Annotated in this window: 27 protein-coding genes and 1 pseudogene; 16 read left to right on the top strand and 12 right to left on the bottom strand. The window is 47.0% G+C overall.

Annotated elements, in window-relative coordinates; genetic code table 11:
- The coding region (locus J7439_RS19350) for a hypothetical protein (RefSeq protein WP_209203594.1) at nucleotides 1-250 on the top strand (250 nt) is incomplete at its 5' end.
- Nucleotides 251-375: 125 nt separating this feature from the next.
- On the opposite strand, the gene msrQ is transcribed toward J7439_RS19350, so the two are convergent.
- From msrQ to J7439_RS19370, 4 genes are all read right to left on the bottom strand, one after another.
- Entirely contained in the window at nucleotides 376-963 is a 588-nt protein-coding gene (gene msrQ, locus J7439_RS19355) for a protein-methionine-sulfoxide reductase heme-binding subunit MsrQ (RefSeq protein WP_209203595.1), read from the bottom strand.
- A gap of 20 nt (nucleotides 964-983) precedes the next feature.
- Nucleotides 984-2,021, bottom strand: a complete 1,038-nt coding sequence (gene msrP / locus J7439_RS19360; protein WP_209203596.1) for a protein-methionine-sulfoxide reductase catalytic subunit MsrP — start codon at nucleotides 2,019-2,021, stop codon at nucleotides 984-986.
- 168 nt (nucleotides 2,022-2,189) lie between these two features.
- Nucleotides 2,190-3,023, bottom strand: a complete 834-nt coding sequence (pssA, locus tag J7439_RS19365; RefSeq protein WP_209203597.1) for a CDP-diacylglycerol--serine O-phosphatidyltransferase — start codon at nucleotides 3,021-3,023, stop codon at nucleotides 2,190-2,192.
- An 82-nt stretch (nucleotides 3,024-3,105) separates the two neighbouring features.
- Nucleotides 3,106-3,315, bottom strand: coding sequence for a hypothetical protein (locus J7439_RS19370; protein ID WP_209203598.1), 210 nt, complete (start codon nucleotides 3,313-3,315; stop codon nucleotides 3,106-3,108).
- Between the two features lie 109 nt (nucleotides 3,316-3,424).
- Here J7439_RS19370 and J7439_RS26655 point away from each other — a divergent pair, with 109 nt between their 5' ends.
- The 4 genes from J7439_RS26655 (at nucleotide 3,425) to J7439_RS19385 (ending at nucleotide 4,740) form a co-directional block, all read left to right on the top strand.
- On the top strand, nucleotides 3,425-3,547 hold the full coding sequence (locus tag J7439_RS26655) for a hypothetical protein (protein ID WP_286196742.1): 123 nt from the start codon (nucleotides 3,425-3,427) through the stop codon (nucleotides 3,545-3,547).
- 37 nt (nucleotides 3,548-3,584) lie between these two features.
- The gene (locus J7439_RS27545; protein ID WP_286198441.1) at nucleotides 3,585-3,812 is read left to right on the top strand and encodes a hypothetical protein; all 228 of its coding nucleotides are present in this window, start codon (nucleotides 3,585-3,587) and stop codon (nucleotides 3,810-3,812) included.
- Between the two features lie 77 nt (nucleotides 3,813-3,889).
- Nucleotides 3,890-4,090, top strand: coding sequence for a YqaE/Pmp3 family membrane protein (locus tag J7439_RS19380; protein WP_101749129.1), 201 nt, complete (start codon nucleotides 3,890-3,892; stop codon nucleotides 4,088-4,090).
- Complete coding sequence (locus tag J7439_RS19385; RefSeq protein WP_209203600.1) at nucleotides 4,087-4,740, top strand: DUF2959 domain-containing protein; 654 nt, start codon at nucleotides 4,087-4,089, stop codon at nucleotides 4,738-4,740. The genes J7439_RS19380 and J7439_RS19385 overlap by 4 nt, the downstream gene beginning before the upstream one ends.
- Nucleotides 4,741-4,826: 86 nt before the next feature.
- Here the strand turns inward: J7439_RS19385 and ilvC are convergent, their stop codons facing one another.
- Nucleotides 4,827-5,843 carry a ketol-acid reductoisomerase gene (gene ilvC / locus J7439_RS19390; protein WP_209203601.1) on the bottom strand — a complete coding sequence of 339 codons (1,017 nt, stop codon included), beginning with the start codon at nucleotides 5,841-5,843 and terminating at the stop codon, nucleotides 4,827-4,829.
- 194 nt (nucleotides 5,844-6,037) lie between these two features.
- Here ilvC and ilvY point away from each other — a divergent pair, with 194 nt between their 5' ends.
- From ilvY to J7439_RS19405, 3 genes are all read left to right on the top strand, one after another.
- Complete coding sequence (gene ilvY, locus J7439_RS19395; RefSeq protein ID WP_353623088.1) at nucleotides 6,038-6,922, top strand: HTH-type transcriptional activator IlvY; 885 nt, start codon at nucleotides 6,038-6,040, stop codon at nucleotides 6,920-6,922.
- A gap of 214 nt (nucleotides 6,923-7,136) precedes the next feature.
- Complete coding sequence (locus tag J7439_RS19400; RefSeq protein ID WP_209203603.1) at nucleotides 7,137-7,409, top strand: DUF2303 family protein; 273 nt, start codon at nucleotides 7,137-7,139, stop codon at nucleotides 7,407-7,409.
- Between the two features lie 135 nt (nucleotides 7,410-7,544).
- Nucleotides 7,545-7,775 (top strand): hypothetical protein, encoded by a 231-nt coding sequence (locus J7439_RS19405; RefSeq protein ID WP_209203604.1) that lies wholly within the window; start codon nucleotides 7,545-7,547, stop codon nucleotides 7,773-7,775.
- Here the strand turns inward: J7439_RS19405 and J7439_RS19410 are convergent.
- Both J7439_RS19410 and J7439_RS19415 read right to left on the bottom strand, forming a co-directional pair.
- On the bottom strand, nucleotides 7,772-8,104 hold the full coding sequence (locus tag J7439_RS19410) for a type II toxin-antitoxin system HicB family antitoxin (RefSeq protein WP_209203605.1): 333 nt from the start codon (nucleotides 8,102-8,104) through the stop codon (nucleotides 7,772-7,774). The two genes, J7439_RS19405 and J7439_RS19410, sit on opposite strands and share 4 nt — an antisense overlap.
- Nucleotides 8,101-8,355, bottom strand: a complete 255-nt coding sequence (locus tag J7439_RS19415) for a type II toxin-antitoxin system HicA family toxin (RefSeq protein ID WP_209203606.1) — start codon at nucleotides 8,353-8,355, stop codon at nucleotides 8,101-8,103. Before J7439_RS19415 ends, J7439_RS19410 begins: the two co-directional genes overlap by 4 nt.
- On the opposite strand from J7439_RS19415, the gene J7439_RS27550 reads away from it, so the two are divergent.
- From J7439_RS27550 to J7439_RS19425, 3 genes and pseudogenes are all read left to right on the top strand, one after another.
- The gene (locus J7439_RS27550) at nucleotides 8,341-8,949 is read left to right on the top strand and encodes a Rha family transcriptional regulator (protein ID WP_209203607.1); all 609 of its coding nucleotides are present in this window, start codon (nucleotides 8,341-8,343) and stop codon (nucleotides 8,947-8,949) included. The genes J7439_RS19415 and J7439_RS27550 overlap by 15 nt on opposite strands.
- A 76-nt stretch (nucleotides 8,950-9,025) precedes the next feature.
- Nucleotides 9,026-9,139 (top strand): annotated as a pseudogene (locus J7439_RS27555) (excisionase family protein); the annotation flags it as partial.
- Between the two features lie 44 nt (nucleotides 9,140-9,183).
- Complete coding sequence (locus J7439_RS19425; RefSeq protein WP_209203608.1) at nucleotides 9,184-9,819, top strand: Arm DNA-binding domain-containing protein; 636 nt, start codon at nucleotides 9,184-9,186, stop codon at nucleotides 9,817-9,819.
- A gap of 46 nt (nucleotides 9,820-9,865) precedes the next feature.
- Here the strand turns inward: J7439_RS19425 and J7439_RS19430 are convergent, their stop codons facing one another.
- Together J7439_RS19430 and J7439_RS19435 are read right to left on the bottom strand one after the other, a co-directional pair.
- Nucleotides 9,866-10,141 carry a hypothetical protein gene (locus tag J7439_RS19430; protein WP_209203609.1) on the bottom strand — a complete coding sequence of 92 codons (276 nt, stop codon included), beginning with the start codon at nucleotides 10,139-10,141 and terminating at the stop codon, nucleotides 9,866-9,868.
- Nucleotides 10,142-10,289: 148 nt separating this feature from the next.
- Nucleotides 10,290-11,174: an MATH domain-containing protein gene (locus J7439_RS19435; protein WP_209203610.1), complete on the bottom strand. Its 885-nt coding sequence runs from the start codon at nucleotides 11,172-11,174 to the stop codon at nucleotides 10,290-10,292.
- Nucleotides 11,175-11,306: 132 nt separating this feature from the next.
- On the opposite strand from J7439_RS19435, the gene J7439_RS19440 reads away from it, so the two are divergent.
- The 4 genes from J7439_RS19440 (at nucleotide 11,307) to J7439_RS19455 (ending at nucleotide 18,304) form a co-directional block, all read left to right on the top strand.
- A complete protein-coding gene (locus J7439_RS19440; RefSeq protein ID WP_209203611.1) occupies nucleotides 11,307-11,465 on the top strand; it encodes a hypothetical protein in 159 nt (52 codons plus the stop codon).
- A 518-nt stretch (nucleotides 11,466-11,983) separates the two neighbouring features.
- A complete protein-coding gene (locus J7439_RS19445; protein ID WP_209203612.1) occupies nucleotides 11,984-14,038 on the top strand; it encodes a hypothetical protein in 2,055 nt (684 codons plus the stop codon).
- A 175-nt stretch (nucleotides 14,039-14,213) separates the two neighbouring features.
- The gene (locus J7439_RS19450) at nucleotides 14,214-16,241 is read left to right on the top strand and encodes a hypothetical protein (protein WP_209203613.1); all 2,028 of its coding nucleotides are present in this window, start codon (nucleotides 14,214-14,216) and stop codon (nucleotides 16,239-16,241) included.
- Nucleotides 16,242-16,468: 227 nt separating this feature from the next.
- Complete coding sequence (locus J7439_RS19455) at nucleotides 16,469-18,304, top strand: ankyrin repeat domain-containing protein (RefSeq protein WP_209203614.1); 1,836 nt, start codon at nucleotides 16,469-16,471, stop codon at nucleotides 18,302-18,304.
- A 204-nt stretch (nucleotides 18,305-18,508) separates the two neighbouring features.
- Here the strand turns inward: J7439_RS19455 and ilvN are convergent, their stop codons facing one another.
- The 3 genes from ilvN to J7439_RS19470 all read right to left on the bottom strand — a co-directional run bounded on the left by ilvN (nucleotide 18,509) and on the right by J7439_RS19470 (nucleotide 22,302).
- On the bottom strand, nucleotides 18,509-19,000 hold the full coding sequence (ilvN, locus tag J7439_RS19460; protein WP_209203615.1) for an acetolactate synthase small subunit: 492 nt from the start codon (nucleotides 18,998-19,000) through the stop codon (nucleotides 18,509-18,511).
- Nucleotides 19,000-20,730, bottom strand: a complete 1,731-nt coding sequence (locus tag J7439_RS19465; protein WP_209203616.1) for an acetolactate synthase 3 large subunit — start codon at nucleotides 20,728-20,730, stop codon at nucleotides 19,000-19,002. The genes ilvN and J7439_RS19465 overlap by 1 nt, the downstream gene beginning before the upstream one ends.
- Before the next feature lie 582 nt (nucleotides 20,731-21,312).
- Nucleotides 21,313-22,302 (bottom strand): hypothetical protein, encoded by a 990-nt coding sequence (locus tag J7439_RS19470; protein WP_209203617.1) that lies wholly within the window; start codon nucleotides 22,300-22,302, stop codon nucleotides 21,313-21,315.
- A 254-nt stretch (nucleotides 22,303-22,556) separates the two neighbouring features.
- On the opposite strand from J7439_RS19470, the gene J7439_RS19475 reads away from it, so the two are divergent.
- Nucleotides 22,557-24,986, top strand: coding sequence for a YobI family P-loop NTPase (locus tag J7439_RS19475; protein WP_209203618.1), 2,430 nt, complete (start codon nucleotides 22,557-22,559; stop codon nucleotides 24,984-24,986).
- Nucleotides 24,987-25,048: the final 62 nt, after the last annotated feature.

Raw genomic sequence — 25,048 nt, forward strand, 5'->3', positions numbered from 1 at the left:
TGTCAAGCATTCGTTTTTCAGAAGAAGAAAGAAGCTTTCCAACTCGCTAACGTTGCTCTCAAGCCCTGTCAGCGGAGGCGCATCTTACCGCGCCAGCTTGATTTGTCAACCGGTTGTTTTTCATTCATTTCAAAACAACCCATTTTCAAACCGCACTTCCCGGTCAACGATGATGATTCATTCTGCCGATCCGTGGATGACCGTTTGGGTCAGTCCTTGGAAGTGGGGCGCATTATACGCAATTGAATGACTGTGCCAACCCTCGGTTAGCACGTATACGACATCAGTTTTATGTTTCAGTCTCCCGATACAGCAGACCGAACACTGTCACAATGCGAATAAAATGAATCTTATTTACAGTATCTGGAAATATAGCTACCGCTTTCTGCCAAGAGAAAACACCCGGGTCCTCAGCAGCAACAGGGTCGCCAGTAAAGCGCCATAAATGACAGGTTCCGTATAGTCACTTTTAACCAGCCAGAGAAAATGAATAACCGCAAGAACAGCAGCAACGTAGACCAGTCGATGTAATTGGCTCCACTGCCTACCCAGCCGCTTCATCATTTTTTTTGTTGAAGTCACACCCAGCGCAACCAGAATCGATAGTGAAAAAGCACCGACAATAATATAAGAACGCTTATAAAGGTCTTCTAACAGTGTCTGCCATTCCCAGGACAGCATAAAAGCCAGGTAAGCCAATAGATGCAAAACTGCATAAAATAAGGCGAATAAACCCAGCATCCGCCGGAACCGGATCAGTTTTCCTATACCCGTCAGCCGTCGTACTGGTGAGACAGCCAGCGATAAGAGCAAAAATATTAATGCCCACTCTCCCAGCCCGTGGGTGAGAGCGCTGGCAGGGTCTGGCCCCAGTTTGTTTTCCAGAGCCTTTATGATCAGATCGGCTAATGGAAAAAGGCTGAGAGGAAATACAGCAAGCTTGATGTTGGCAACCCGATCCATAGCCCTGTCCTTTATACAACTCAGTAAAAGCGTGTTAAATCCATGTCCTTGTATAAGTCAGCAACTTCTTCGCCATAGCCATTAAAAGGCTGAGTCTCAATCCGGTTAGGTGCCAGCAGTGTGCTTGGCAACCGTCGTTCATGTTTCTGACTCCAGCGAGGGTGATCAACCGCAGGGTTTACATTGGCATAGAACCCGTACTCCTGAGGTGCTGAGGTTTCCCAGGTGGTTTTCGGCTGCTGTTCGGTCAGACGAATTTTCACTATGGATTTGATGCTTTTGAAACCATACTTCCAGGGTACTACCAGTCGGAACGGTGCACCATTCTGATTGGGCAAGATATCGCCGTATAGCCCGGTCGCCATCAGGGTCAGCGGGTTCATGGCTTCATCGATTCTCAGCCCTTCAACATAAGGCCAGTCCAAAGAGCCAAAGGATGCCTTCTGCCCCGGCATCTGCTCAGGATCATGCAGCGTGGTGAACTCGACAAAACGGGCCTTGGACGTCGGCTCAAACTGCTTAAGGATATTGGCCAGGGGGATACCAATCCAGGGGATCACCATGGACCAGGCTTCAACACATCGCAGCCGATAGATGCGCTCTTCCATCGCATGAGGCTTGAGAATATCTTCCAGATGGTATCGACCAGGCTTTGCAACCTCACCTTCCACCACCACTGACCATGGATCTGTTTTCAGAGAATGAGCGTTCCTGACCGGATCACCTTTCCCTGTGCCAAACTCGTAAAAGTTATTGTAGGTAGTAACCACTTGATATGGTGTAAGTACTTCAGTCGTCGTGTAAACGTTAGGGTTAAATGCAATAACCTGCTTTTTTAGCCATTCGGGACCCGGCTGAGAAGGAATAACATCGTCTTGTGTTTTTTTACTGATGGCTTTGGCTTCGCCTTCCTGCGAGCATCCTGCCAACATCAGCCCCAGCCCGGCCAAAGCAAAACGCCCGGACTGCTGCATAAAGCGTCTTCGGTCATGATAGACAGGCTCGGGTGTAATTTCACTACTGCCGATATCTGAGCGTTTTTTTATTTTCAGTAGCATGATATCTCCTTACCAAACACTGCTTTTATTACGGTCATTCTGGCGAGGCGATCACATGAAAGGCCGCATTTCCACATAATGCCAAGGGATATTGCCAAGCTCAAGCCTCCCTCTCTCGCAGGTATAAAAAAGCCAGCAATGCCGGCTTTATCAAGAAGCAAAGAGAAACTAAACCGTTTCTTCGTGATCACTCTTGTTTTCACCAAGCCGCCAGATCGCGGTAATTGGGCCAGAGCAGGCATAAGCGAGAAAGATCATCAGCAGTGTTCGGGGCGGGTCCATAAACACCACGGCAAAGGCCAGAACCATCGCCAGCAGAAACACAAAGTGTACCCGACCTCTCAGATCAATCTTCTTAAAACTCTGATAGCGAATATTGCTGACCATAAGGACACCAGCCCCCCCGGTAATCAGCGCGCCAAGTAAGGCTACCAGGGTGGACTCACCATCGAAACCAAAGTCACTTAATGCCCATACCATACCAATCACTACCGCCGCCGCCGCCGGACTGGCCAGGCCGGTAAAGTAGCGACTGTCGGTGACTTCAATCTGGGCATTAAACCGGGCCAGCCGCAGGGCTGCGCAAGCTGCATAGACAAACGCAATCATCCAGCCAAACTTGCCAAGATCCTGCAGCGCCCAGCTGAAGACCACCATGGCCGGGGCAACACCAAAGGTGACCATATCAGCCAGGCTGTCATACTGCTCACCAAACTTGCTCATGGTGTTGGTCATCCTGGCAACACGACCATCCAGACCATCCAGAATCATGGCGACAAATACGGCAATACAGGCCAGGGAAAAATGCCCCGCCTGCGCAGCGATAACGGCGTAAAAACCACAAAACAGGTTGCCGGTGGTGAAAAGATTGGGTAACAGGTAGATCCCTTTGCGACGGATCGCCTGCCCTTCTTCAATCACCTCTTCTTCGTGCTCGTCTACAGGAAAAAAACCGTCGACGGCATCTTTATTACTCTCCGGCTTTTCCATTTTCTCAGTCATTAGTGCATCTGCTCATCATTACAGAATCAGCGTGAGACTGTATCACGAATACGCTTTTTGAGGGACACCGTCAGATCAAACATTAGGTCAGTGACCACCCCTGCTGACATCGTTTACCAAGTGCAGACCAAAACCGCTCAGCGCCGGCGTGCAGACGAACATCATTTCGGTAAAGCTTGATTTCAATAGAGCCCCAATACTTCTCCCGCTGATCCAGACCGACAAAGTCCACCAGCTGAAAACGGGGCAGGTTGTCGATTTTTCTCAGCAGGCCGCTCACCTGACGCCCCATAAAAGCCCCGGAACTGTAGCCCAGCAGCGGAATCGGCCCGGACTTTCCAGTCAGGCGAAAAAGTGGTTGGCCGTGCGCATTTCAGTGGTGCCAAAGGGGAGACTGAGGAATGGCGTTGCAGCAACGCTTCGATATCGAAAGCCAGCAGGCCATCAAATACCATCTGCATACTCCGAGAGCCTTGTTCCGGGCGACCGACTTTAATGTTGTAAATCGCAGTCATCGCCTGTAGCTGGGCGAGATCCTCCGAAACCAGGCACTGACCACCCATGCAAAATGCAGGCACTGCGATCAGGTATTTGTGGTACGTCGTGTACCAGCATCGGCAAATGCTCCTGATCGCTGTTCGCCAGACTCAGGGCGATCACTTTCTGCATAAAATCCACGGTAGCCAGCGGCCCCATTCCCCCAAGGATACCCAGCATTGCTATGCTCCCAACCATAACGGGTTATTGAGCACAGTGTTTGCCAAAACACCACAGGTTGTGAAATGCTGAAAATGGCCGGTTTATGCCGAAAAAGCATTGTGATACAAAATCGGGCAATAGTTAATTAGTGAACAGGTTGACAGGTTATGCGCTATTTTCTGGCCATTATTTTACCGCCGCTGGCTGTGCTACTTTGTGGTAAGCCATTTCAAGTGATCTTGAATATCATCCTTACCTTATGTGCCTGGCTGCCGGGTGTTATCCATGCGTTGTTTGTGGTGAATAGCCATTTGGCCGACAAACGCAACAAAGAACTGATCGACGCCATTGAGAAGAATCACCGATGAAAACTGCAACACTGAAGACAGCCACCCTGTTCGTAGCGACGCTCCTGCTGGCCGGTTGCCAGAGCACTTATTACAGCGCCATGGAAAAAGTAGGCATCCATAAGCGCGATATTATGGTGGATCGCATTGAAGATACCCAAACTGCACAGGAGCAGGCACAGGTGCAATTCCAAAGTGCACTGGAGCAGTTCCAGAGTGTTATCAACTTTGAGGGTGGCGACCTGGAAGCCGCCTACAATGACCTGAACTCAGAATACCAGGACAGCCTGGCCGCTGCCGAGCGAGTAAGAGACCGCATTGCCAGTGTCCAGAATGTGTCTGATGCGCTGTTTGACGAATGGGAAGACGAACTCAATCTCTACAAGAGCGATAGTCTGCGCAGGGCCAGTGCCCAAAAGCTGAAAGACACCCGCCGTCAGTATCAGCGAATGATGGTCAGCCTGGAAAAATCTGAACAACGGATGCAGCCGGTACTGGATGCCTTTCAGGATCAGGTGCTTTATCTGAAGCATAACCTGAACGCCCGGGCTATTAGCGCATTAAAAGGGGAGTTCAACACCATCAAGGCAGATATTGATCGCCTGATCAGTGATATGCAGGTTTCCATTGACCAGTCACGGCAGTTTATTCAAGCGCTCAAGCAGCCCTGATTTTCAGCTCTTTATATTTAACGAAAAACAGGATATTTCTTGCGAAATATCCTGTTTTTTCGAGTGGCAACTCTAAATACCCAGTCTTAGTTTTTCTCTTTATCAACCAGCTTGTTAGCAGTGATCCAGGGCATCATTTCACGCAGCTGAGCACCCACTTTCTCAATCGGGTGGGCCGCATTATTGCGACGATAGGCGGTCATGGATGGATAATTCAGAGCACCTTCAGAGATAAACTTCTTGGCATACTCACCGTTCTGAATATCTTTCAGCGCTTCACGCATTGCCTTGCGGGACTCGTCGTTGATAACCCGTGGGCCAGTCACATACTCACCGTACTCCGCATTGTTGGAGATGGAGTAGTTCATATTGGCGATACCACCTTCGTACATCAGATCAACAATCAGCTTGAGTTCGTGGAGACACTCAAAGTAAGCCATTTCCGGTGCATAGCCCGCTTCCGTCAGGGTTTCAAAACCGGCCTTGACCAGCTCAACAGCACCACCACAAAGCACGGCCTGTTCACCAAAAAGGTCGGTTTCCGTTTCGTCTTTAAACGTCGTTTCGATAATGCCGGTACGACCACCGCCGACACCAGACGCGTAGGAGAGCGCAACGTTTTTGGCCTGGCCGGAAGCGTCCTGGAAAATAGCAATCAGGTCTGGGATGCCGCCGCCTTTAACAAACTCTGAGCGCACAGTATGGCCCGGTGCCTTGGGGGCAATCATGATGACATCAAGATCAGCACGAGGTACTACCTGGTTGTAGTGGATGGCGAAACCATGGGCAAAAGCCAGGGTCGCTCCCTGCTTCAGGTTCGGTTCAATCACCTCCCTGTAAAGCTGGGACTGAAACTCGTCCGGAGTCAGAATCATAACCACATCAGCCTGGGCAACAGCCTGGGGTACTTCTGCCACCAAAAGACCGGCTGCTTCCGCCTTGGCCCAGGAAGAGGAGCCCTTACGCAGGCCAACCGTTACTTCAACACCAGAGTCTTTCAGGTTATTAGCGTGGGCATGCCCCTGAGAGCCATAGCCAATGATAGAGACTTTTTTGCCACGGATAATGGAGAGGTCACAGTCTTTATCGTAATAAACTTTCATCGAATAGCTCCTGAAAGAAAACACCGGTCCGGTGGATTTAGGCTTGTTATTTACACAGCGGCTTCGCACAGTCGCCGCTCTTCCAACGTGGAGTACACCATAACCGATAGGTGATTCTGCGTATAGTTGCATTTAGTGATATATTTGCAACTTAAGCTTGCAAAACATGAAATAATCTTGATTTATTTATGGCTATAGACCTTCGCCCTCTGAAACAGTTCCTCGCACTGGCAGAATCCCTGCATTTCAACAGGGCCAGCCTTATTTGCCATGTCAGCCCGTCAACCCTTAGTCGCAACATCAAGCAGCTGGAAGATCAGCTGGGGGTAACACTGTTTGAAAGAAATAATCGAAGTGTCTCGCTCACACCAAAAGGCAAACGATTCCAGGCTTATGCCCGTGAAGCGCTCTCGCAATGGGACATAATTCATCATGAACTGGTGGCTGGTGCCGGGGAACTTCATGGCTCATTGAGCATGTATTGCTCAGTCACCGCCAGTTATAGCTTTCTCTATGAGATACTCAGCCAGTTTCGACCAAGATACCCGGGCATTGAAATCAAACTGCATACCGGTGATCCTGAGCCAGCGATTCAACGGGTATTAACCGAACAGGAAGACCTGGCCATCGCCGCCAGGCCTGACAACCTTCCTGCCGGACTGGCATTTCAGCAAATAGCCGTTTCACCGCTACGGTTTATTGCCCCTGCTGAATCCCTGCTGGCAGAAACCCTTAACGCCAAATCCCTGCTGGTTAATGACTTTGAAGGCATTCCCATGATTCTGCAGGAGAAAGGAATAGCAAGGCAAAGACTGGATGCCTGGTTTCAGGTTAATGGCAGGCAACCACAAATCTATGCCCAGGTGGCTGGCAATGAAGCCATTGTCAGTATGGTCAGCCTTGGGTTTGGTGTCGGTGTGGTTCCTGAGATTGTCTTGAATAACAGCCCGCTGGCTGAAAACGTTCAGGTGTTAACCGTCAGTCCGGAACTTAAGCCTTATCAAGTTGGGCTGTGTGTACTGGAAAAGAAGTTAAAGAATCCACTTATTGCCGCATTCTGGCAGCAGCTGTCCGAGTAACCGGGGTTGCACGTCACTGAATGAGTTGTCTTTTTACAGAGGTAGAACGGCTGTATTTGGAAAATCCAAAAATAGGGGATGTTGCTTTCTGCAAGGGTGACTGGATTCTGGTTGTAGACGGAAGAGTTCTGCCATGCAGATCGTCTACGTTTGATGAACATTATGAACAGGCTGAGTAACTGTAGCCTTTGCGTAAGGCGCACTGGTTCCCTTGATGCTGTTGTTGAACGAAAAGAAAAGCTCCGTGGAGGTGCCGGAGGAATTCACCATCGGCGTTGCTCCCTTCCATAACGGTGATAAGTACGAGCTGAAAGCCCGCCTGCGTTATCGCATCCATGAAGGTCAGCTCACCATCTGGTACCAGCTGATTGAACCGGAGCAGGTCATTGAAGATGACTTTAAAGGCGTCTGTCAGGAGATCGCCGAGGCATTGCCAGAGCTCCAGCTACTGGAAGCAGAGTTGCCCACGATAAACAGCCACCGATAACCACAGGCCACCAGCCACTATCACAACAACGAGGTCAGACCATGAGCAACGTATTGCCCTTTCGACCCAAAGCCATTGACCACGAAAAGCGCCTGCAACAGCGCTTTGTCGAAACCGATCGCCTGACCCTGTTGTTTGATCAATGATGAACCGGTCACGGTGCGCGGTGTGGATTACTCCATTAATGACGTCTTTGCTGATTTGGAAAACAGCGAAGACCTGCGCCGCCACCTGATCAACCTTTTACAGGCGACAGAGTCACAGGAAACGGAATGCGTCAGCCGTTTGAATCGTTTCCTGATTGCCGGTGCCAGGGAACTGGCGTTTCGATTGACCGCCGATTTGCCACAACGGAAGAGAAACTAACCATGCGCCTCTCTGCCCAATACCTCCGTCGCCCACTGGTTAATGCTCTGGCCATTGGCTTCAGCCGCCATGATCACAGCGGCGTGCAGCTCCGGTGGAACCCGCAGCATCAGTTTTCCGGAGCAGGGCTTCTGGGCAGGCCTGCCGGTGGTTTCGCTGATGGCGAGGTAGTTATCCACAGACTCATGGAAAGCCTGTTCCAGTTCATCCACCGTGGTGCCATGAAAGCCGACAATGTCTTGAATTCCGGCAAGGTGCCCGACAAAAATCCGGTCTTCATCGTCGTATTCCACACGGGCCAGATAGCCCCGGTATTTCATTTTATTCATGGTTTCACTCCTGCGTTTTCGAGAAAGCGCCGGGCGTCTTTTATCCGGTATCTCAGTGAAGCCTTGTCCGGGTGTGGGCGGTGGAAGTCTGCCCGCACACCGTTCAGCACAAAGCTGACCGCCGAGCCGCCCGGCTCCGTGCGTTCTGCCCCAAGGGCCACCAGCAGCGCTTCTACCTTGCGCCACTCCAGGTTGCCATTCACCGGTTCGGCAAAGATCGCCTCAAGGGTTTTTGCGTGTTTTCGGTTCATGGATTTAATGATAGCATTTTTTGCTATCACCGCCAGAAGCCTTTTAACCAGGAGTTACACAATGCCATTGACACCCGCGTCCGTTTGCCACTATCCAGAAAAAGCACTGGCCGTAAATTACCCTTCTACGAAATGACCAAAGACGGCTTCATGTTCCTGGTCATGGGCTGCAAACAGGCCGCCAAATTCAAAGAGGCGAACATCAACTGCTTCAACCAGATGGAAGCCGACCTGCACACCCCACCGGCCACACCGAAGCCCGACAACACCGCCGCGCTGTTCACCGATATGTTTGACCGCGCCCTGGCCGACAGGCAAACCAGCCACCAGCCAATACCACCCGAACCCAAACCGGAACCCAGGGAAACCCTTGCCCAGCCTTACCTGCTGATTGTCGAGAACGGCAAACTCATGCCACCACTGGCACTGCCCTACAACGTGGCCCTGGCCACCAGCGAAAACATCAAAGACCTGGTGGCCGACATGCTGCCCGGTTACAAGCTGGTGCCCTGCAACGAAGCGGACAGGGAGGTGGGGCGCGGCTCTCACGCCTGGTTTCAACAACAAATCGACGAGCTCGGCCCAAAGCCATAGCCACGAGGCAGAAGAAGAAGCAGAGACAGAGCCAGCGACGTTACCCGTCGCGCCAATTATCTGGGGGAGGGATGTCATGGTGAATTACATACGGATTGAGAAGTTCTGTGAACTCACCGGCTGGAAGCCCAGCTGGGTTTACAAACGCATCAGTAAAAAAATCTGGACCGAAGGGAGGGAATATATCCACGTCTCCGGCAACAGGGTCGTAGTCAGCATCAGGGATTATGAACAATGGGTAGAGAGGGGACAACAGGCGTCAGGGCCGTCAGCAACAGCACCATCGAGATCAGTTTCCCCTATAAGGGAAAGCGATGCCGGGAAAGGCTTCGGCTCAAGCCCACCCCCGCTAATATGAAGCGGGCGGCAAGGCACCGGGCAGCGATCATGGACGCCATTGATAAAGGCACCTTCGATTATGCGGAGACCTTCCCCGAATCCCCCAGGGCGAAAGAGTTCGCCAGGATGCCGGGGGACGCCTTTGCCCGTGGTTACCTGAGCAACTGGCTGAACGACAAGAAGACCTGGACATTCCTGGCAGGGGAGCACGTTTTCCACAATCCACGCACCAATGAACCGTGGACCGGTGACCAGCCCATTCGCAAAACCCTGTGGACACCGGCACTGAAAAAGGCCGGTGTCCTGTACCGCAATCCGTACCAGACACGGCACACCTATGCTTCCATGATGCTGTCGTCCGGTGAACACCCGATGTGGGTAGCTAAACAGATGGGGCATGCCGACTGGACCATGATTGCCAGGCGTTACGGCAAGTGGATGCCGGATGCGGATCCGGAGTGTGGTAACCGTGCGGTTGGGTTGTATGCACAACCGGAAGATCAACAGCGGAAGAAAGGTAATTCACAATAACCTCTGATTCAACGGCGCAATCTATCCTTATTCGTTAGGTGGCGTGTTACTTGCTGGCAAGGTGGTTGACGATTTGAATAAGCAACTCTTCGGTTTTGTCGAAACGCTGGTCAACCGCTTTGTTGAATGCTTTTTGTTCTGCAATAAACGCATTAACCTCTTTATTGAATGCTTTTTGTTCTGCAATAAACGCATCAACCTTTTTGAACTTCTCACGTTGTTCATTAAGGATCAGGGATACAACTCCATGAGTCGCTTCAAGGATTTTGTTGTTTTCCTGGAACGCATAGTCGAGAGCGTTTACCTTGGCTTCCAGTGACATAGGTACTACCTGTTTTTATTGAACGAGCCATGAACATAGCAGACTTTGAGAGATAGCACAGGGACACCCGACAATGTGCTTATGCGAACTCATTTCGCATAAGCATCATATCCATTTGTGAAGCCATATTTGATTGCTACTTCTATCCTTAATGATGCCGTTCCGATGCACCAGAGCCGGGTGGGGGATCCTCCAGTTTAATCGTTATAAGCAGGGAGTCATTTTGCACAATTTCAGGATTGCTCAGATCATTCAGCGCCAGGAATTTAGAAAAGCCCCATCCGCTATTTACCCGCTTTTGCGGTTTTTGGAAGCTCGGCTTCTCCTTGGAGGCAAACATTCCCCCTGCACGTTTGGCAGGGTCATTTTGATTAACCAGAGACACCGTGATCATCTTATTCATTGGCCAGTGAATCTGCTCATCGTATTGACCTTTCCACACAGCGATATAGACCCCAAGAAAACCTCTTGCACTGGCTTGTTCATAAGAAGAAAGTTGTCCGGACACACAGTAGCGGTCTGTTGTATAGACTGCCGGACAATAATGACTCTGATCTTTCTTTGTTGCGGCATCTGCCAGCCATGACTGGACCCCATCTATTCGCCATAAAAAAACGTCAACACATCTACCTGTATTGTCAGACGACTCCATGGGAGACAAACTTCCAACCGTTACGTAATATCGCTGCAGGTTAATCAGGTATCTTTGCTCGGCGGCTAAACTCTCGGCAGCTGATTGCCGGGCACTTCGGAAAACAAAACTATTGAATTGCCGCTCCATGTTACCAGTGCGTTCTTCCAGTCGATCAAGCCGCGTTCGTAATCTGTCGATGCTCCGATTCGCATTGCCTAAGCAGAGAACGGCTCTGGTCAATAATGGCAGCAGGTTCTCTGCATCTCGTTTCAATAGCCGAAGCGTTCCTTGATCCAGCGCTTCATATTTCTGATTCAGAGATTGTATCCTCGCACTTTGTTTCTTCTCTGAATTCATGAGTTGTGCTTGCAGCTCTTTTAGCTGCTGACCCTGCATCATTAATTTGGTGCTGTCGGGAACTCCATTACATTCATCCAGGTGAGATTTGACCTCACGGTAAGCGCCTTTCCAGGTACAGGCCGGTTCATGGCGAGGTTCAAATGTGGTAGCAGAAGGGCAAGGTATCTCTGTGTGCCCGAAACTGCGGGTTTCGGCAATATCATCCACGACATCGGAGCCGTCAAGTGGACATTTGGGCATTTCAGCCAGGGTTCCGGGGCTGGAGGTCAACTGACAATCCCGGCACAAAAGATGCCCTTCTCCCAGACACTGCGCTATCGATGTTATTAAATGGTTTTCACCGCTGCACTGTATTTTTTTCGAGGGAAGATCCATTGTAAAACGAACATTTCGATGAGAAAAAGTGGCCGTTGGGGATTTTTCCGGAACATCGGCAGGATCACTGATATTAGCAGTGGCAATTGAAGCCCGGGCTGAAATCGGTGTCATTATGATTTCCTCTTTAACTACCCTGGAATATTTGACGACTGTTTTCAATATCACCCGTTGACTTACAACATGAGCAGTCTAGATCTTATCTGAGGTAGATCAAGTGTCTATTCAACATCCTGGCATAGCCCGATGATTGAGCACACATACCTCTTTTCAATCCTTGCAGTGGAATAATTCTTAACCTCCTATAGTATAAATTCTCGTAGTACCTATTGGGACATTCAGTTATGCAGTTATAACCATTTCAAGATCTTCTTAATGCTATACCGTTAAATAATTATCAACACAAAAGCAGCAAAATACACGTATTAACGCTTTTTCAGCCAGTAACGAAAAATTGTTTTGGAGATACATTCATGATTAGTAATAACTCTACATTTCAACCTCAATTCACCAATGAACGGATAAAACAAGAAGAAATAATTGAACGAGAAAAAGATACCCGGAATATTGCTGATGACCATGTCAGCCCGGAAAACCACAATACAAAAAAAATCTTTGAAAATGATATTTTTGTAACGTCTGTCATAAATCAGCTTAATAAACCAGAAAATACGCTGGAAAAATTATCACCTGACAACCTGTCTGAACCAGAGCATTGTTCTGCTCCAACCAATAAAGGAATGAAATGGCATGATCGAAAAAAAACCGCTTATGAAAGTTCAGCATGTTGGGGAGTCTCGGCAAAAGCAAAAAATCGTAAAAAGTCTTCAATTATTGAAAGTAGTACACTTCAGCAAGTTGATTGCTTGATACCAAAGGACAAACAATGGATATCTTTTCTAGAGAATTTTTTCAAAAAGGCACCGATTCAGGCCTCATCCATGAATAGAATCACCTCTTTACAAACTAAAGCTGGAAAAGTTGAAGAAATCGTTTTCCTGGTAGAAAATCGCTCATATAATCATGGCTATGGTAATTTAAACCTGTATATAGAATTTTTAAGGAATTTTGTCAGACTTTCTCCTGGCACTTTACGTCAAATTCGCTTTTCTGGCTGTGAACACACTCTCAGCACTAAATTACCAAATCTTATTTCTGGCTTACCTGACCGTGATATTGATGATTCGATCATTCACGGGAGTCACAGATCCTCCTCGCCGAAGACAAGACCCAATGAGATCTTTGGTATTCCATTCATAGTACAACGTAGAATACCAACCGACTTTTTATCAAAAAACACACTGCAAATTTACACAGTTTGGGACGCTTTTAGAACAACACCAAAAGCCCCGTTATTTCAAATAACTAATTATCGATGGTTCCCTAGGTGTGTAGAGGTTGACCTCCTGCAAAATGAGGAAAATCATCTGCCTGTTTATCCATACGAAGTCAGTAAAAATACGTCAACACCAGAGTTAATGAAAAAGGAGATCGCTAACATTTTACAAACAATGAATCCAGCAACACTTGGTACTGATAATGATACCGAAACATTAGCTCAATTTTTTACCGACCTATTTCAATCAGCCAAGGAAAAAAAGATATATTTAGCCCTTTCTTATCATTATGCCGGGATGTCAAAATATACGTATTACAACTACACAAACACTGCCAAGGCGTGTTTCAGTGACAAACCTATCATTATTATTGCACCACACAACGAAAAAAAATACCTGTCTGAAAAAAAACAAAAAGAACTCAGTGATACCGGTAAGATACAGTTTTCAACTAATTACTCCTTAAACTTTACCACTGAGAAATCAATTAAAGATAATGTTACCGTATTTGAATTCGGCTTTTTACCGAAGCGATTATTTGAGTTGGTTTGTTATTTTTCCAACATCCCCATTTATGCACCGGGAGCCAGCACCGCTAATATTGCACAGTGCTTAAATAAACCCTACCTGGGACTTTCGGGTCATGAAATTCCAGAAACAGGTAACCCGGAACTCTTGAGCCGCTGGTATTTAGCAAATGTTGCATTGTATTTTGATTCATTCAGAATGCAGGAGGTTAAATCGGCTCTGTTAACAATGAGCAAAGAGCAAATTAAGTTAAGTAGCAGAAAAAACTTTGATTCTTGGCATAAGCCTGAGAATGCCCATTTAGAACTTGAAAAGATATACCAGACAATCACCAGCCATATCTTGACAGATCATGGGCTGATCGCGACGTTAATGCCACATTTTTTTAATGGAACGGACACCTCAAAAATTTATAAATGTACCATAATCTCAGCTGATGATCGGCAAAGTTACTTTACGCGATTATTAGACGAAGGTAGATTACCCGAGTTTTGCCAATTCGTCTGTGACACATTCAATGAGATATTGCTCGATTATATGTCACGAACGACTACGCCAGGAGATGACTTTTATGAACTGGCCAGGGAATTACAACAAAAGGCATTGCATCCTGACAACAACATGATGCTGGAAGTATTGGAAAGACACCTTCCGAATAACTGACATTCGGCTAAGTCAAAAATAGCCCTTCAAGGTGTTATTGTAAATAACTGACTTGTTAGTAATTTATGAAAAAGCAAATTGTTTACTACTTAACATTATTAACCCAACAACCGTGAAACCCAAGTATTAACACGATCTCAGCTAATGAACGAAAAATTTGGTCAGGAGATATATCATGATGATTAACAATAATATTACAGCTCAGCCTCATCTTACCAATGAACCGCCCAATGAATTGCTAAAACAAAAAGAAATAATTGAACAAGAAAAAGATGATCATAATTTAAGCAAGCCCTTTCAGAATAATATTTGTACAACTTTTATCATAAACCAGGCAAACAAATCGAAAAATACTCCAGAAAAATTATCTGCTGAATTCCTGTCCAAACTAGAGCATCATTCTGTTTCAACTCATGAAGGATTTACATGGTATGATCGAGAAAGGGCAGCTTATGGAAATTTCACAACAGAGGCACTTCCAGAAAATGCAAAAAAAAGTAAAGAGCCGCCTTTCATCAAAAGAACTGCTCTTCAACACGTTGTCTGCCCGATAACAAAGGACAAGCAATGGCTATCTTTTCTTCAGGATTTTTTCAAGCAGATGCCGATTCAAGCATCATCTATAAATAGAATTACCGTTTTACAAACTAAAGCTGCAAAAGTTAAAGAAATCGTTTTTCTTGTAGAAAATAAGTCGTACAATCGGGGTTATGGAAATTTAAACCTCTATATAGAATTCTTGAGGAATTTTGTCAGACTCTCTCCTGGCACTTTAAGTCTAATTCGCTTTTCTGGCTGTAAAGACACTCTGAGCAACAAACTACCAAATCTTCTTTCTGGCTTACCTGACCGTGACATTGATGAATTTATCATTCATGGAGATCACAGGTTATCATTACCAAAAATGTGCTACGATAAGATATTTGGTATTCCATACGTAATACAAGATAGAATACCAAACCTTTTTTTATCGAAAGACACGCTGCAAATTTACACCGTCAGGGACTTATTTTTTGAAATATCACAAAACCATCCATCAATTCAAATAACTAACTATAGATGGTTCCCTGGGAGTGTAAGGAAAAACCTACCAAAAAATCAAGAAAATCATCTACCGATTTATCCGTACGAGGCAAGTAAAAATACCTCAACACCAGAGTTAATGAGAAGGGAAATAGCTAACAGTTTACAAAATCCAGCTACACATGGTTATGATGCTGAAAAATTAGTTCAATTTTTTACCGAATTATTCCAATCGGCCAAAGAAAAAAAAATATATTTAGCCCTTGCTTATCATACTTCCGGGATGTCAAAACCCATGTATTACAATTACACAAATGCAGCTAAATCGTGTTTTAGAGATAAGCCTATCATCATTATTGCACCAAGCAATGAGAAAAAGCGCCTATCTGAAAAAGGACGAAAAGAGCTAAGTGATACTGGTAATAGACAGTTTTCAATTAATTACTCCTTAGACTTTACTACTGAGAAATCACTTAAAGATAATGTCACCGTATTTGAATTTGATTTTTTACCGAAACGATTGTTTGAGTTGGTTTGTTATTTTTCCAATATCCCCATTTATGCACCGGGAGCCAGCACCGCTAATATTGCTCAGTGCTTAAATAAACCCTATCTGGCGGAAATTGGTGGTCATGAAATGACAACAATAGGCAATCCGGAATTCTTAGGTGGCTGGCAGGTAGCAAATGATGCATTTGATTTGGACTCATTCCGTATTCAGGAGGTCAAATCAGCCCTGATAACAATGAGCAAAGAGCAAATTAAGTTATGTGACAGACATAACTACAAGCTATGGAGTAATCCTGAGAATGCCCATTTAGAAATCCATAAAATATGTGAGGCAATCACCGACGGTATCCTAAACTATCATGGGCTAATCGCAACACTGATTCCACATTTTTTTAATGGTACGGATACCTCAAAAATCAATGAGTATACCGAACTCTCAGCTGATGATCGGAAAAGTTACTTTATGCGGTTATTAGACGAAGGCAGATTACCTGAGTTTTGCCAGTACGTCTGTGATAAATCCAATGAGATACTGGTCGATTATATGTCACGGGCGACTACACCAGGAGAAAGTTTTTATGAACTGGCCAGGGAATTACAACAAAAGGCATTGCATCCTGACAACAACATGATGCTGGAAGTATTAGAAAGCAATCTTCCCAGTGACTGACATCCGACTAAGCCAAAAATAACCAGATCAAAGGATTTTGAATGAACTAACCCGCAGCAAGCTGCGGGGTATATGACTAAAAATTAACTGGCAATGCTTTTAAGCAAAACAGCTCCCACTTTTTTTCTACAGAGGAAATGAACTAATAGCTTATTGGTCAGTCAATCATTTAGACAGCTTGAAAGATGAGTTATTTCCAAAAATCTGTAACCTAGTGATATTTAGTAATGAGTACCCCCCTGAGCCCGCTCAATGTCGGTCATAGTAACCCGATAACAGCTTCAGCCCCGTTGGTCCGTCAAACAGATGATGTGGAAACTGAAAAATGTGCTATCTGCCTTGAAAACCAGGGTAACAGTCGCATTGCTGCAACGTTTCCCTGTACCCATATCTATCACAAGTGGTGCATTGATAATTGGCTTAAAGATTTAAAGCATGCCGATTTCGGTTGTCCAATCTGTAAACGTAAAATTGCCCTTTGTTTGTACACTGAGAAGACGCCACTCCACGTGGCAGCAGCCAGAGGTCAGTCTGATATTGTCGAAGGTTTGCTTAAACAGGGTGCACATGCCAGCGCCATCACCAAAGGCGGGATAACTGCCCTGCACTGCGCGGCTGGCAAAGGTGATGTAGCGACAATCAAGTGTCTTGTTAAACACGGTGCCGACGTCAATGCCCTCACTAAAGGCAAGCTTGGTGATACCCCCCTCCACCTTGCGATGTTAAATAGTCATCCAGAGGCCATAATAGCCCTTATTGACAGTGGCGCTGACATTAATAGCCTCGCCCCGGATAAAAGACGCCCACTTCACTTTGCAGCAGCAAAAGGTTACCTCAAAGTCATCGAGATTTTGCTTAACAAAGGCGCTGATATCAATGCCGGTAGCAAGACCCCCCTCCATTTTGCGGTAGAACATGGGCAACATGATGCCATTCGGCTATTGCTTGGCAAGGGTGCTAATATCAATGCCCAAGCCTCATGGTTGCCTAAATTGTGCGCGCTTGAAATTAGAATATGCCATTTCCTTAGTAGCATAGTAAGAATGTGGAATAGAACCGACCAATCCACAGTAAGATACGGTGAAATGGAAGACCACCTGAAACAGTTCGAAAAAACACCGCTTCACATTGCTATTGAGACCGGTCAGGCAAAGACCGTTGATCTTTTGCTGACCGCTGGCGCAGCCACCAATGTACTTATTAACCGTGGCGAGACGCTATGGAGCTGGATAAACAGAGTAAACAAACTGACTAAACCCATAATCAAGTCGTTAGCCAGTGCCCTGTGCCGCTCTGAGGCATCTTGTGACGATATGCGTGCCGGTTTACTCGCTGAACTGATTAAAATCAATGAATGGGATTTATTCGACCGATTGCTAACCAGAACTCCGGGTGCTGACATTAATACACTTCATTATCCAGGCTCTCGTAAATCAGCCTTTTACGAGGTGATTAAAGAGGGACAAAAAGACAAAATTCAGGCCATGACAAACCGAGGGGCCGACGTTAATGCCCTTTACCATTCTGGAATGACGCCCCTGCACTGTGCAGTCTTCAGCCGCCACGCACAGGATGCCATTGAGGTACTGGTAGCCTGTAAGGCTGACGTCGATGCCAAAAATAGTCGGGGACAAACACCTCTGCATCTTGCGGCTCAATCTGGTAAGTCAGAAGTTATTGATCAACTGATTGGCCATGGTGCTCTCGTCAATGCTACCAGCAGCACAGTGGATGCCGCACCGGATGTGATGGCAAAGGATGTTGGCATGATGACTCCCCTCCATTATGCGGCCATTGAAAGTCGTTTACATGCAATTCAGCACCTGATTGACCAAGGTGCCTCCATCAACGCCAGAACCCAGTACGGAAAGACCCCCCTTGAACTTGCAGAATCTGTTCTGATGATAGCTGAAGAGTCCGCAGGGGTAGATCACTTCTTTGGTAGTCTGACATTGTCCAGCACACCCTATATGTCCAAAAGAGCAAAAATCAAAACCTACACAGACATCGTCAAACTTCTGAAGGCTCAGTTGCCATCAGTAAATCTATCTGAGAACCTTTGATGTTGTTATTCAATCGGGGGCAAAATAAGCAGCAGCAAGAGGAATAAAAGGCATGGCATCCTGACAACAACATGATGCTGGAAGTATTAGAAAGCAATCTTCCAAATAACTGAAACCCGGCTAAGCCAAAAACTCCCCCATCAAGGGGCATTGAATAATTTACCCCGAAGCCCGACTCCGGGGTAAAAGATCAACAGTCAGCGCTTAAAGAGATAACACTTTTTCCCCACGGGAAATACCGGTCACTCCACTTCGCACAACTTCCAGCACCTGTGCCTGACCAATGGCTTCAATAAAGGCATCCAGCTTTTCACCGGTTCCGGTCAGCTGGATGGTGTAGACAGAGCTGGTCACATCAACGATCTGACCACGGAAGATATCCGCTGTACGCTTCACCTCAGCACGCAGTGGCCCACCGGCACGCACCTTGATCAGCATCATCTCCCGCTCAATATGGGCACCTTCGGTCAGATCCACCAGTTTTACCACATCCACCAGCTTATTCAGCTGTTTAGTAATCTGCTCAACGACCTGGGGATTACCCACCGTGGTCAGCGTCAGGCGGGACAGTGTCTTGTCCTCCGTTGGTGCAACATTCAATGTCTCAATGTTGTAATTACGCTGGGAGAAGAGCCCGACAATACGCGACAGTGCACCGGGTTCGTTCTCAACCAGGACAGAGATAATCCGTTTCATCAGGTCCTCTCCGTTTTGCTGAGCCACATATCGGCCATATTGCCGTCCTTGATCTGCATGGGGTAAACATGCTCACTGGTATCCACCTGGATATCCATAAAGACCAGTCGGTCTTTCAGCGAGAACGCTTCCTCCATAGCCGACGTCAGCCTGGCCGGGTCGGTAATTCTCATGCCCACATGCCCGTAAGACTCCGCCAGTTTGACAAAGTCTGGCAGTGATTCCATGTAAGAATGGGAATAACGACTGTCATACTGCATATCTTGCCACTGTCGTACCATGCCCAGTGCCTGATTATTCAGGTTGATGATTTTGACGTTCAAATCATATTGCAGACAGGTAGAGAGTTCCTGAATATTCATCTGAATACTGCCCTCACCGGTGACACAGGCCACATGGCTGTCCGGGAATGACAGTTTTATCCCCATCGCGGCAGGCAGACCAAAGCCCATGGTTCCCAGGCCGCCGGAGTTAATCCAGCGGTTTGGCTTATCAAATGGATAATACTGGGCAGCAAACATCTGGTGCTGGCCGACATCGGAAGTGATGAAGGTGTCTTCACCCCGGGTCACGTCATACAGTGTTTCAATGACCTGCTGTGGCTTGAGAATGGTGCCGTCGCCCTTGTCGTAAGGGAACAGGCCGCCACGACCTTCACGCCACTCATTGATCTGGTGCCACCAGCTATCGAGCGCTTCCTGACCAATATGGGTATCGGTCTCTTTTATCTGACGAATCATAGTATCCAGAACGGCATCCACTGGCCCGACAATTGGAATATCTGCCGGTACATTCTTGGAGATACTGGCTGGATCAATATCAATATGAATGATCTTTGCATCCGGGCAGAACTTTGATGTGTTATTGGTGACCCGGTCATCAAAACGGACGCCCACGGCCAGAATCAGGTCCGCATTGTGCATCGCCTGGTTCGCGCAGTAACTGCCATGCATACCGAGCATACCCACAAACTGATGGTCAGAACCGGGGTACGCACCCAAGCCCATCAGAGTATTAGTCACCGGTACATTCAATATTTTCGCCAGTGCTGTCAGTTGTTCAGAGGCCTTGCCCAAAACAACACCACCACCGGCATAGATAATGGGTTTTTTAGCCTCTGCCAGCAGTTCAACCGCTTTGCGAATCTGGCCATTGTGACCTTTAACCGGTGGGTTATAGGAACGCAGCCGTACCTTCTGGGGGTAATGGTATTCGTACTTTTTGCTCAGGTCGGTAATATCCTTGGGGATATCAACCACAACAGGCCCCGGGCGACCGGTCTGCGCCAGATGGAAGGCTTTCTTGATGACCTCTGGAATATCTTCAGCCCGTTTGACCAGGAAGCTGTGTTTTACGATGGGCCTGGAAATACCCACCATATCCACTTCCTGAAACATGTCACTGCCTATAAAGGCTGACGGCACCTGACCGGAAAGCACCACCATGGGGATGGAGTCCATGTAGGCAGTGGCAATACCGGTAATGGTATTCGTTGCCCCCGGACCAGAGGTTACCAGAGCCACGCCCGGCTTACCGGTCGCTCTTGCGTAACCGTCTGCCATATGGGTGGCAGCCTGTTCATGACGTACCAGGATATGGGTAATCGCCTTCTGCCGGAAAATGGCGTCATAGACGTGCAGCAGAGCCCCCCCCGGGTACCCGTATATATACTCGACTCCCTCATCTGCCAGTGATCGGACCACCATGTCCGCGCCGGATAATAGCTCCACTTGCTAACCCTCGGCTTTATTTGGAATGAATTTTTATATCGCCCCGAATTGCTGGCGCTATTAACATCTTCTGCCGCTGAATATCCCGACTCAATGTCAACAGTCCCTGAAACAGAGCGTGTTAGAAATTGGCGAACATGAAAAAGCGTCTCTTAACGATCATCCTTCACCAACAAGTGCAGCTCCGGGCTGCATGAGACTCACAATTCTGGCTTGCAGAACTGCCACATTCCTGTGCGGGTAGGAGCAGTGCACCAACAAATGATCTCAGCACAAGATCGAGAAGTCGGTACACCAGGGCCTGTTGACGTTTCGTTGCGAGCACGCAACGAAACGTCAACAGGGCCTACGGAACACTCTTATCTGAGCCGCAGATAAACGGCATCAAATTGTCGCATAATTCCCAACGCAGCTTCTTGGGCGGCTTCAGGAGGTGCCATTTTTGACTTTCAGCAGCCATCCGTCAACACAAATACGGATTTTACTTCGGTGAATACGAATTTTTTCGCAGGCATAAAGACGATAAATAGCTAATGCAACAATAATGATCAGGGACCAGTAACGTGAAGCAACGACTGTTTTTCATGGCTCTGTGCTGTCTTTATGGGCAATAGCTTCTGCATCCATGCAGTCGGGTGGTTTAAACTCCATTTCTGAGTCATGAGGATTTCCTGACCGGTAAGGCTTCAGAAAATCACGTAACTTTGATAATTTTTCGTCGTTGTCGCTGCTGCATTCTACGATATCAGATAACTCTCTGAGGGTATCAATATAATGGTTAGCTATCGTGTCGGATATATATTTCTGGACATTGACACTAAAGGCAGGTGGCTCATCTTTCGACACGCCTTCGTTGGATATCATAACATACCTGGCATCCACCAGGGTTTGCGGAATCATGGCACCAAAAATATGCAAAGGATAACAGCGGTTGCCGTCTGAATACTGGAGTATCTTGTCGAGATCATCAGAATCAGATTCGTCGCTGGACGAGATATCAGATTCATCGTTGGACGAGATATCAGACTCTTCAATGGACGACCTGATACGGTTAATTATCCACTCATTCACTTTTGGATTTTCGACAAAATGAATCTGCCTTTTGGATTGACCACAGTCGTGCCTTTCGCTACAGGTATCCGAGGCATCAATCACGCTGCACATCTTCAGAGCACTGGACAACTCTCCATCAGAAAACCCGCTCTGACGCATTAGGCCTTTCCCGTATTCAGTGAACTGGACGTGTTTGACGCCATCAGCCGTGCTTTTGTTGACATAGTAGACCGTACACTTCTTATCGTCTGATAATCGCTGTTTGACCCGCTGGCTTATTTCATTGCTGAGTTTTATGTGTGCAGGCAATGTAGCTCCCCCGGACCATGAATTACCTGTTGTCGGAACCGTGTCTCTGACGTGATGTTGCTCACGTAATTGAGGCTGTACTGCCGCAACTGGCAGTTGATAGACAGCTCTTGGTCCGACGGTGGCTGGGGAAACAGGGGGAGAATGACCGTCATTAACAGGAAAACCAACGTTTGGTGCAAAAGGCCCGGTCAGATCAGCGCGATTCATAGTCGTTAAAGTCCCTGGGTTGCATGGGAATTAATGACTCAGACCACCATTTTTGATGAACGTTCCTGTCCCTGGAGAAGAGAACTGCCGATACCGGTAGTGTAAAGGTACATCACAACGATTTGCCATGCACTTCACAGGTTGGTCAATCAAAACAGGCCAATGTATCTGCTCACCCACTACCAAATCCTGCCGATTTTAAACAGTCAATGTGTTGGCTCACGAACATTGGTCATGGAAAAGGCTACAGGGAAATGATGGCTCATATTCAACGGTCAGGATGGATTCGCCGTAAAACCAGATACCTTAAAGCAATCATGGCTGGCTGGAGAGCAGCCAGGGCAGGCTGGCAAGCAGCCCGGGAAAAGTACTCGCAGCACTATCCCGGGCATGGCAGATCGGCCACCGCTCGCAAGATATCAGGAGGGACATTTTCCAGATATCTGAAACGTCGTGATGGGCAGTCACTTATCAGGCCTTTGAACTCAGCGACGATGCCATATGAGCAATTCGAGAAGTATGAAAGGGAGCTACTGGCTGCCCTCGATGTAGAAGAGCAGCCTGAAACCCGAAATATTGCCATCTCCGGAGCCATTGGTGTCGGCAAAAGCGCGTTTATTCATGCATTCACAGAGCGTAATCCACAATTCAAGTACACCCGGATTTTTTTGCCACCGCTATCCGAAATCATTCCCCCCATTACTCCAGATAGCAATGAAAATGAGAAAGGATTATTAGAGCAACTTCTGTGCAGCATCACAGGCAAGTTACCCGATGACATCAAGGCGCTGCAGCATAAACCCAAAGGCTGGAGAAAAGTCATTGGCGCGCTTCTGGCCTTATTGACCAGCTATTCTATTGCAACACTGGGCTATCTCAGCGGTAGTCTGGGCATTGATCAAAGTACAACGGTCAAAGCACTCCATCTGTATTTACCCGACCCGATGCTGGCCTTTGCCAAAAAGTATGCCCCCTTATTGGCTGAACTCTCCTTGTTCCTGGTGGCAACACTGGTCGTACTGTATCTATTCACGGGGTTACTGAAAACAGGCCAGAGAAAGAGGCAAACCCGGCTGGAGAACCGTGCAGACAGATCAGATGTCAGTCATTATCTCCATCAAATCAATCATGCTTTTAACCACGGCAGGTATGATGTGGTCATTGTCGAGAACCTGACAAGCCCTTCCCAGCAGACAGCATTGGAAACACTGTATTGTGTCAATGGCTACCTGAATGGCTCAGGCCATATTAAACAACCCGTCTATTTTATCTATCTCCTGGCGGATGAAATACTGACGGCTAGCGAACGTACCCGGTTTTTTGACCTGGTTGTTCCCATTATTCCCGCTCCCAATGCTGAAAATACCGGACCGGAACTGTATAAGCAGCTGAAAACCATCAATAGCCGTGAGATGGATAAAGCATTAATTTACAATGTGGCAAGCGTCATTGACGACATGAAACTGATGACCAATATCGTTAATGAGTTTCATATTTACCTTGATCAGTTATCCACGGATTATAAAGCGCCGAATAACAACAAGCTGTTTGCCATGGTCGTCATTAAGAACCTTTATCCCAAAGAGCATGCAGAATTAACCGATGATATGGGGCTCTTTTGGACGGTTTTCCATGACAATAAACTACCCGGTAAAACAGTGGCCGAAACGCTGCGGCAGGGTTTCATGGCGGATTCAGTGTTAAGAGCGCTGACTGAAGAGCGCTTCGGCCCTTTACTTTACTTACTTATGAATGGTTATTTTGCTGAAGATTACCGGGACTACCTGTTTTATTTCTATCCAGATACTCCTTTCAATGGATATCCCATAGCTTCATGGCAACCGGCCACGCCCCTACCACAATCTCTTGAGCATCAGGCGAGTAATTTCAGCCGGAAAAGCAGTAACCAGGACAGCGGAAAGTATCTCAACGGCTACCTGCCCAATGACTTTCAAGTGGCCACACATTGGCAAGTAAGCGAAGCTCCGGAAGTCTGGCAACACCGGGAGCTTGAGGCGAATGAATACAGTTTACCAGACAGCAACGAAATCCATGATGCAACGTTAAACCAGCTACTCTCTGCATTTACTGACTTTTACCTTGAGCAACTGAACCTCACATATTTATCCCCAAGCCGGATTGAGATCATTATTCAGCACCCCAAGTGTCGGTTCTCATTGAAAAGCCTTGAGTGGCTGGCAAAAAGTGAAAACCAGTTTAAGGCAGACACCACCTATTACTACCTGCTACGTTTCTGGAAAGAATATAAAACCAATGCCGTGAGTACCGCTCAATTAACGGTTAATACCATTGTAAAATTATTATCCGGCAGCGAAATCAATATTGATGATAAGTTATGGCTCTGCAACCTGTTAAACAATGAAAATGAAATTGATAGCCGTATATTGGCTGCAATGCTTGCCCCCATAACCTCACAGCCTGCCGAAAGCTTTACAATGACAATCAGGTTCGGCCGACTTGAAATGCTTATGGCAACCGCCAGAACACTGCCGGAAAAGATTCGTTTACTCTCCCAGCAGGTAAAATACCTATCCCGGCAAGAGGTGTTAACACTGCTTTCACAGTTGGATATTGATGGTACCGGTCAACTTATGAAAGAAAATAACCACTTCTCACTATCCGATACCCGGGAGAATATTGAATTAATAAACGCGTTTAAGTGAGAATATCCTGTAGAGGCAGTTTTGAGAAAAAGATAAAAAAATTTGGGCATATATATAAGATA

This window comes from Salinisphaera sp. G21_0 (assembly GCF_017744115.1).
Classification (GTDB): Bacteria; Pseudomonadota; Gammaproteobacteria; order Pseudomonadales; family Endozoicomonadaceae; genus Endozoicomonas.

Bases quoted from the DNA above. Each gene is read 5' to 3' on its own strand.
- msrQ (WP_209203595.1), bottom strand. From the start codon at position 963: ATGGATCGGGTTGCCAACATCAAGCTTGCTGTATTTCCTCTCAGCCTT.
- msrP (WP_209203596.1), bottom strand. From the start codon at position 2,021: ATGCTACTGAAAATAAAAAAACGCTCAGATATCGGCAGTAGTGAAATT.
- pssA (WP_209203597.1), bottom strand. From the start codon at position 3,023: ATGACTGAGAAAATGGAAAAGCCGGAGAGTAATAAAGATGCCGTCGAC.
- J7439_RS19370 (WP_209203598.1), bottom strand. From the start codon at position 3,315: ATGGGGCGTCAGGTGAGCGGCCTGCTGAGAAAAATCGACAACCTGCCC.
- J7439_RS26655 (WP_286196742.1), top strand. From the start codon at position 3,425: ATGGCGTTGCAGCAACGCTTCGATATCGAAAGCCAGCAGGCCATCAAA.
- J7439_RS27545 (WP_286198441.1), top strand. From the start codon at position 3,585: ATGCAAAATGCAGGCACTGCGATCAGGTATTTGTGGTACGTCGTGTAC.
- J7439_RS19380 (WP_101749129.1), top strand. From the start codon at position 3,890: ATGCGCTATTTTCTGGCCATTATTTTACCGCCGCTGGCTGTGCTACTT.
- J7439_RS19385 (WP_209203600.1), top strand. From the start codon at position 4,087: ATGAAAACTGCAACACTGAAGACAGCCACCCTGTTCGTAGCGACGCTC.
- ilvC (WP_209203601.1), bottom strand. From the start codon at position 5,843: ATGAAAGTTTATTACGATAAAGACTGTGACCTCTCCATTATCCGTGGC.
- J7439_RS19400 (WP_209203603.1), top strand. From the start codon at position 7,137: ATGCTGTTGTTGAACGAAAAGAAAAGCTCCGTGGAGGTGCCGGAGGAA.
- J7439_RS19410 (WP_209203605.1), bottom strand. From the start codon at position 8,104: ATGAATAAAATGAAATACCGGGGCTATCTGGCCCGTGTGGAATACGAC.
- J7439_RS19415 (WP_209203606.1), bottom strand. From the start codon at position 8,355: ATGAACCGAAAACACGCAAAAACCCTTGAGGCGATCTTTGCCGAACCG.
- J7439_RS19425 (WP_209203608.1), top strand. From the start codon at position 9,184: ATGGGTAGAGAGGGGACAACAGGCGTCAGGGCCGTCAGCAACAGCACC.
- J7439_RS19430 (WP_209203609.1), bottom strand. From the start codon at position 10,141: ATGTCACTGGAAGCCAAGGTAAACGCTCTCGACTATGCGTTCCAGGAA.
- J7439_RS19435 (WP_209203610.1), bottom strand. From the start codon at position 11,174: ATGATGCAGGGTCAGCAGCTAAAAGAGCTGCAAGCACAACTCATGAAT.
- J7439_RS19445 (WP_209203612.1), top strand. From the start codon at position 11,984: ATGATTAGTAATAACTCTACATTTCAACCTCAATTCACCAATGAACGG.
- J7439_RS19450 (WP_209203613.1), top strand. From the start codon at position 14,214: ATGATGATTAACAATAATATTACAGCTCAGCCTCATCTTACCAATGAA.
- J7439_RS19455 (WP_209203614.1), top strand. From the start codon at position 16,469: ATGAGTACCCCCCTGAGCCCGCTCAATGTCGGTCATAGTAACCCGATA.
- ilvN (WP_209203615.1), bottom strand. From the start codon at position 19,000: ATGAAACGGATTATCTCTGTCCTGGTTGAGAACGAACCCGGTGCACTG.
- J7439_RS19470 (WP_209203617.1), bottom strand. From the start codon at position 22,302: ATGAATCGCGCTGATCTGACCGGGCCTTTTGCACCAAACGTTGGTTTT.
- J7439_RS19475 (WP_209203618.1), top strand. From the start codon at position 22,557: ATGATGGCTCATATTCAACGGTCAGGATGGATTCGCCGTAAAACCAGA.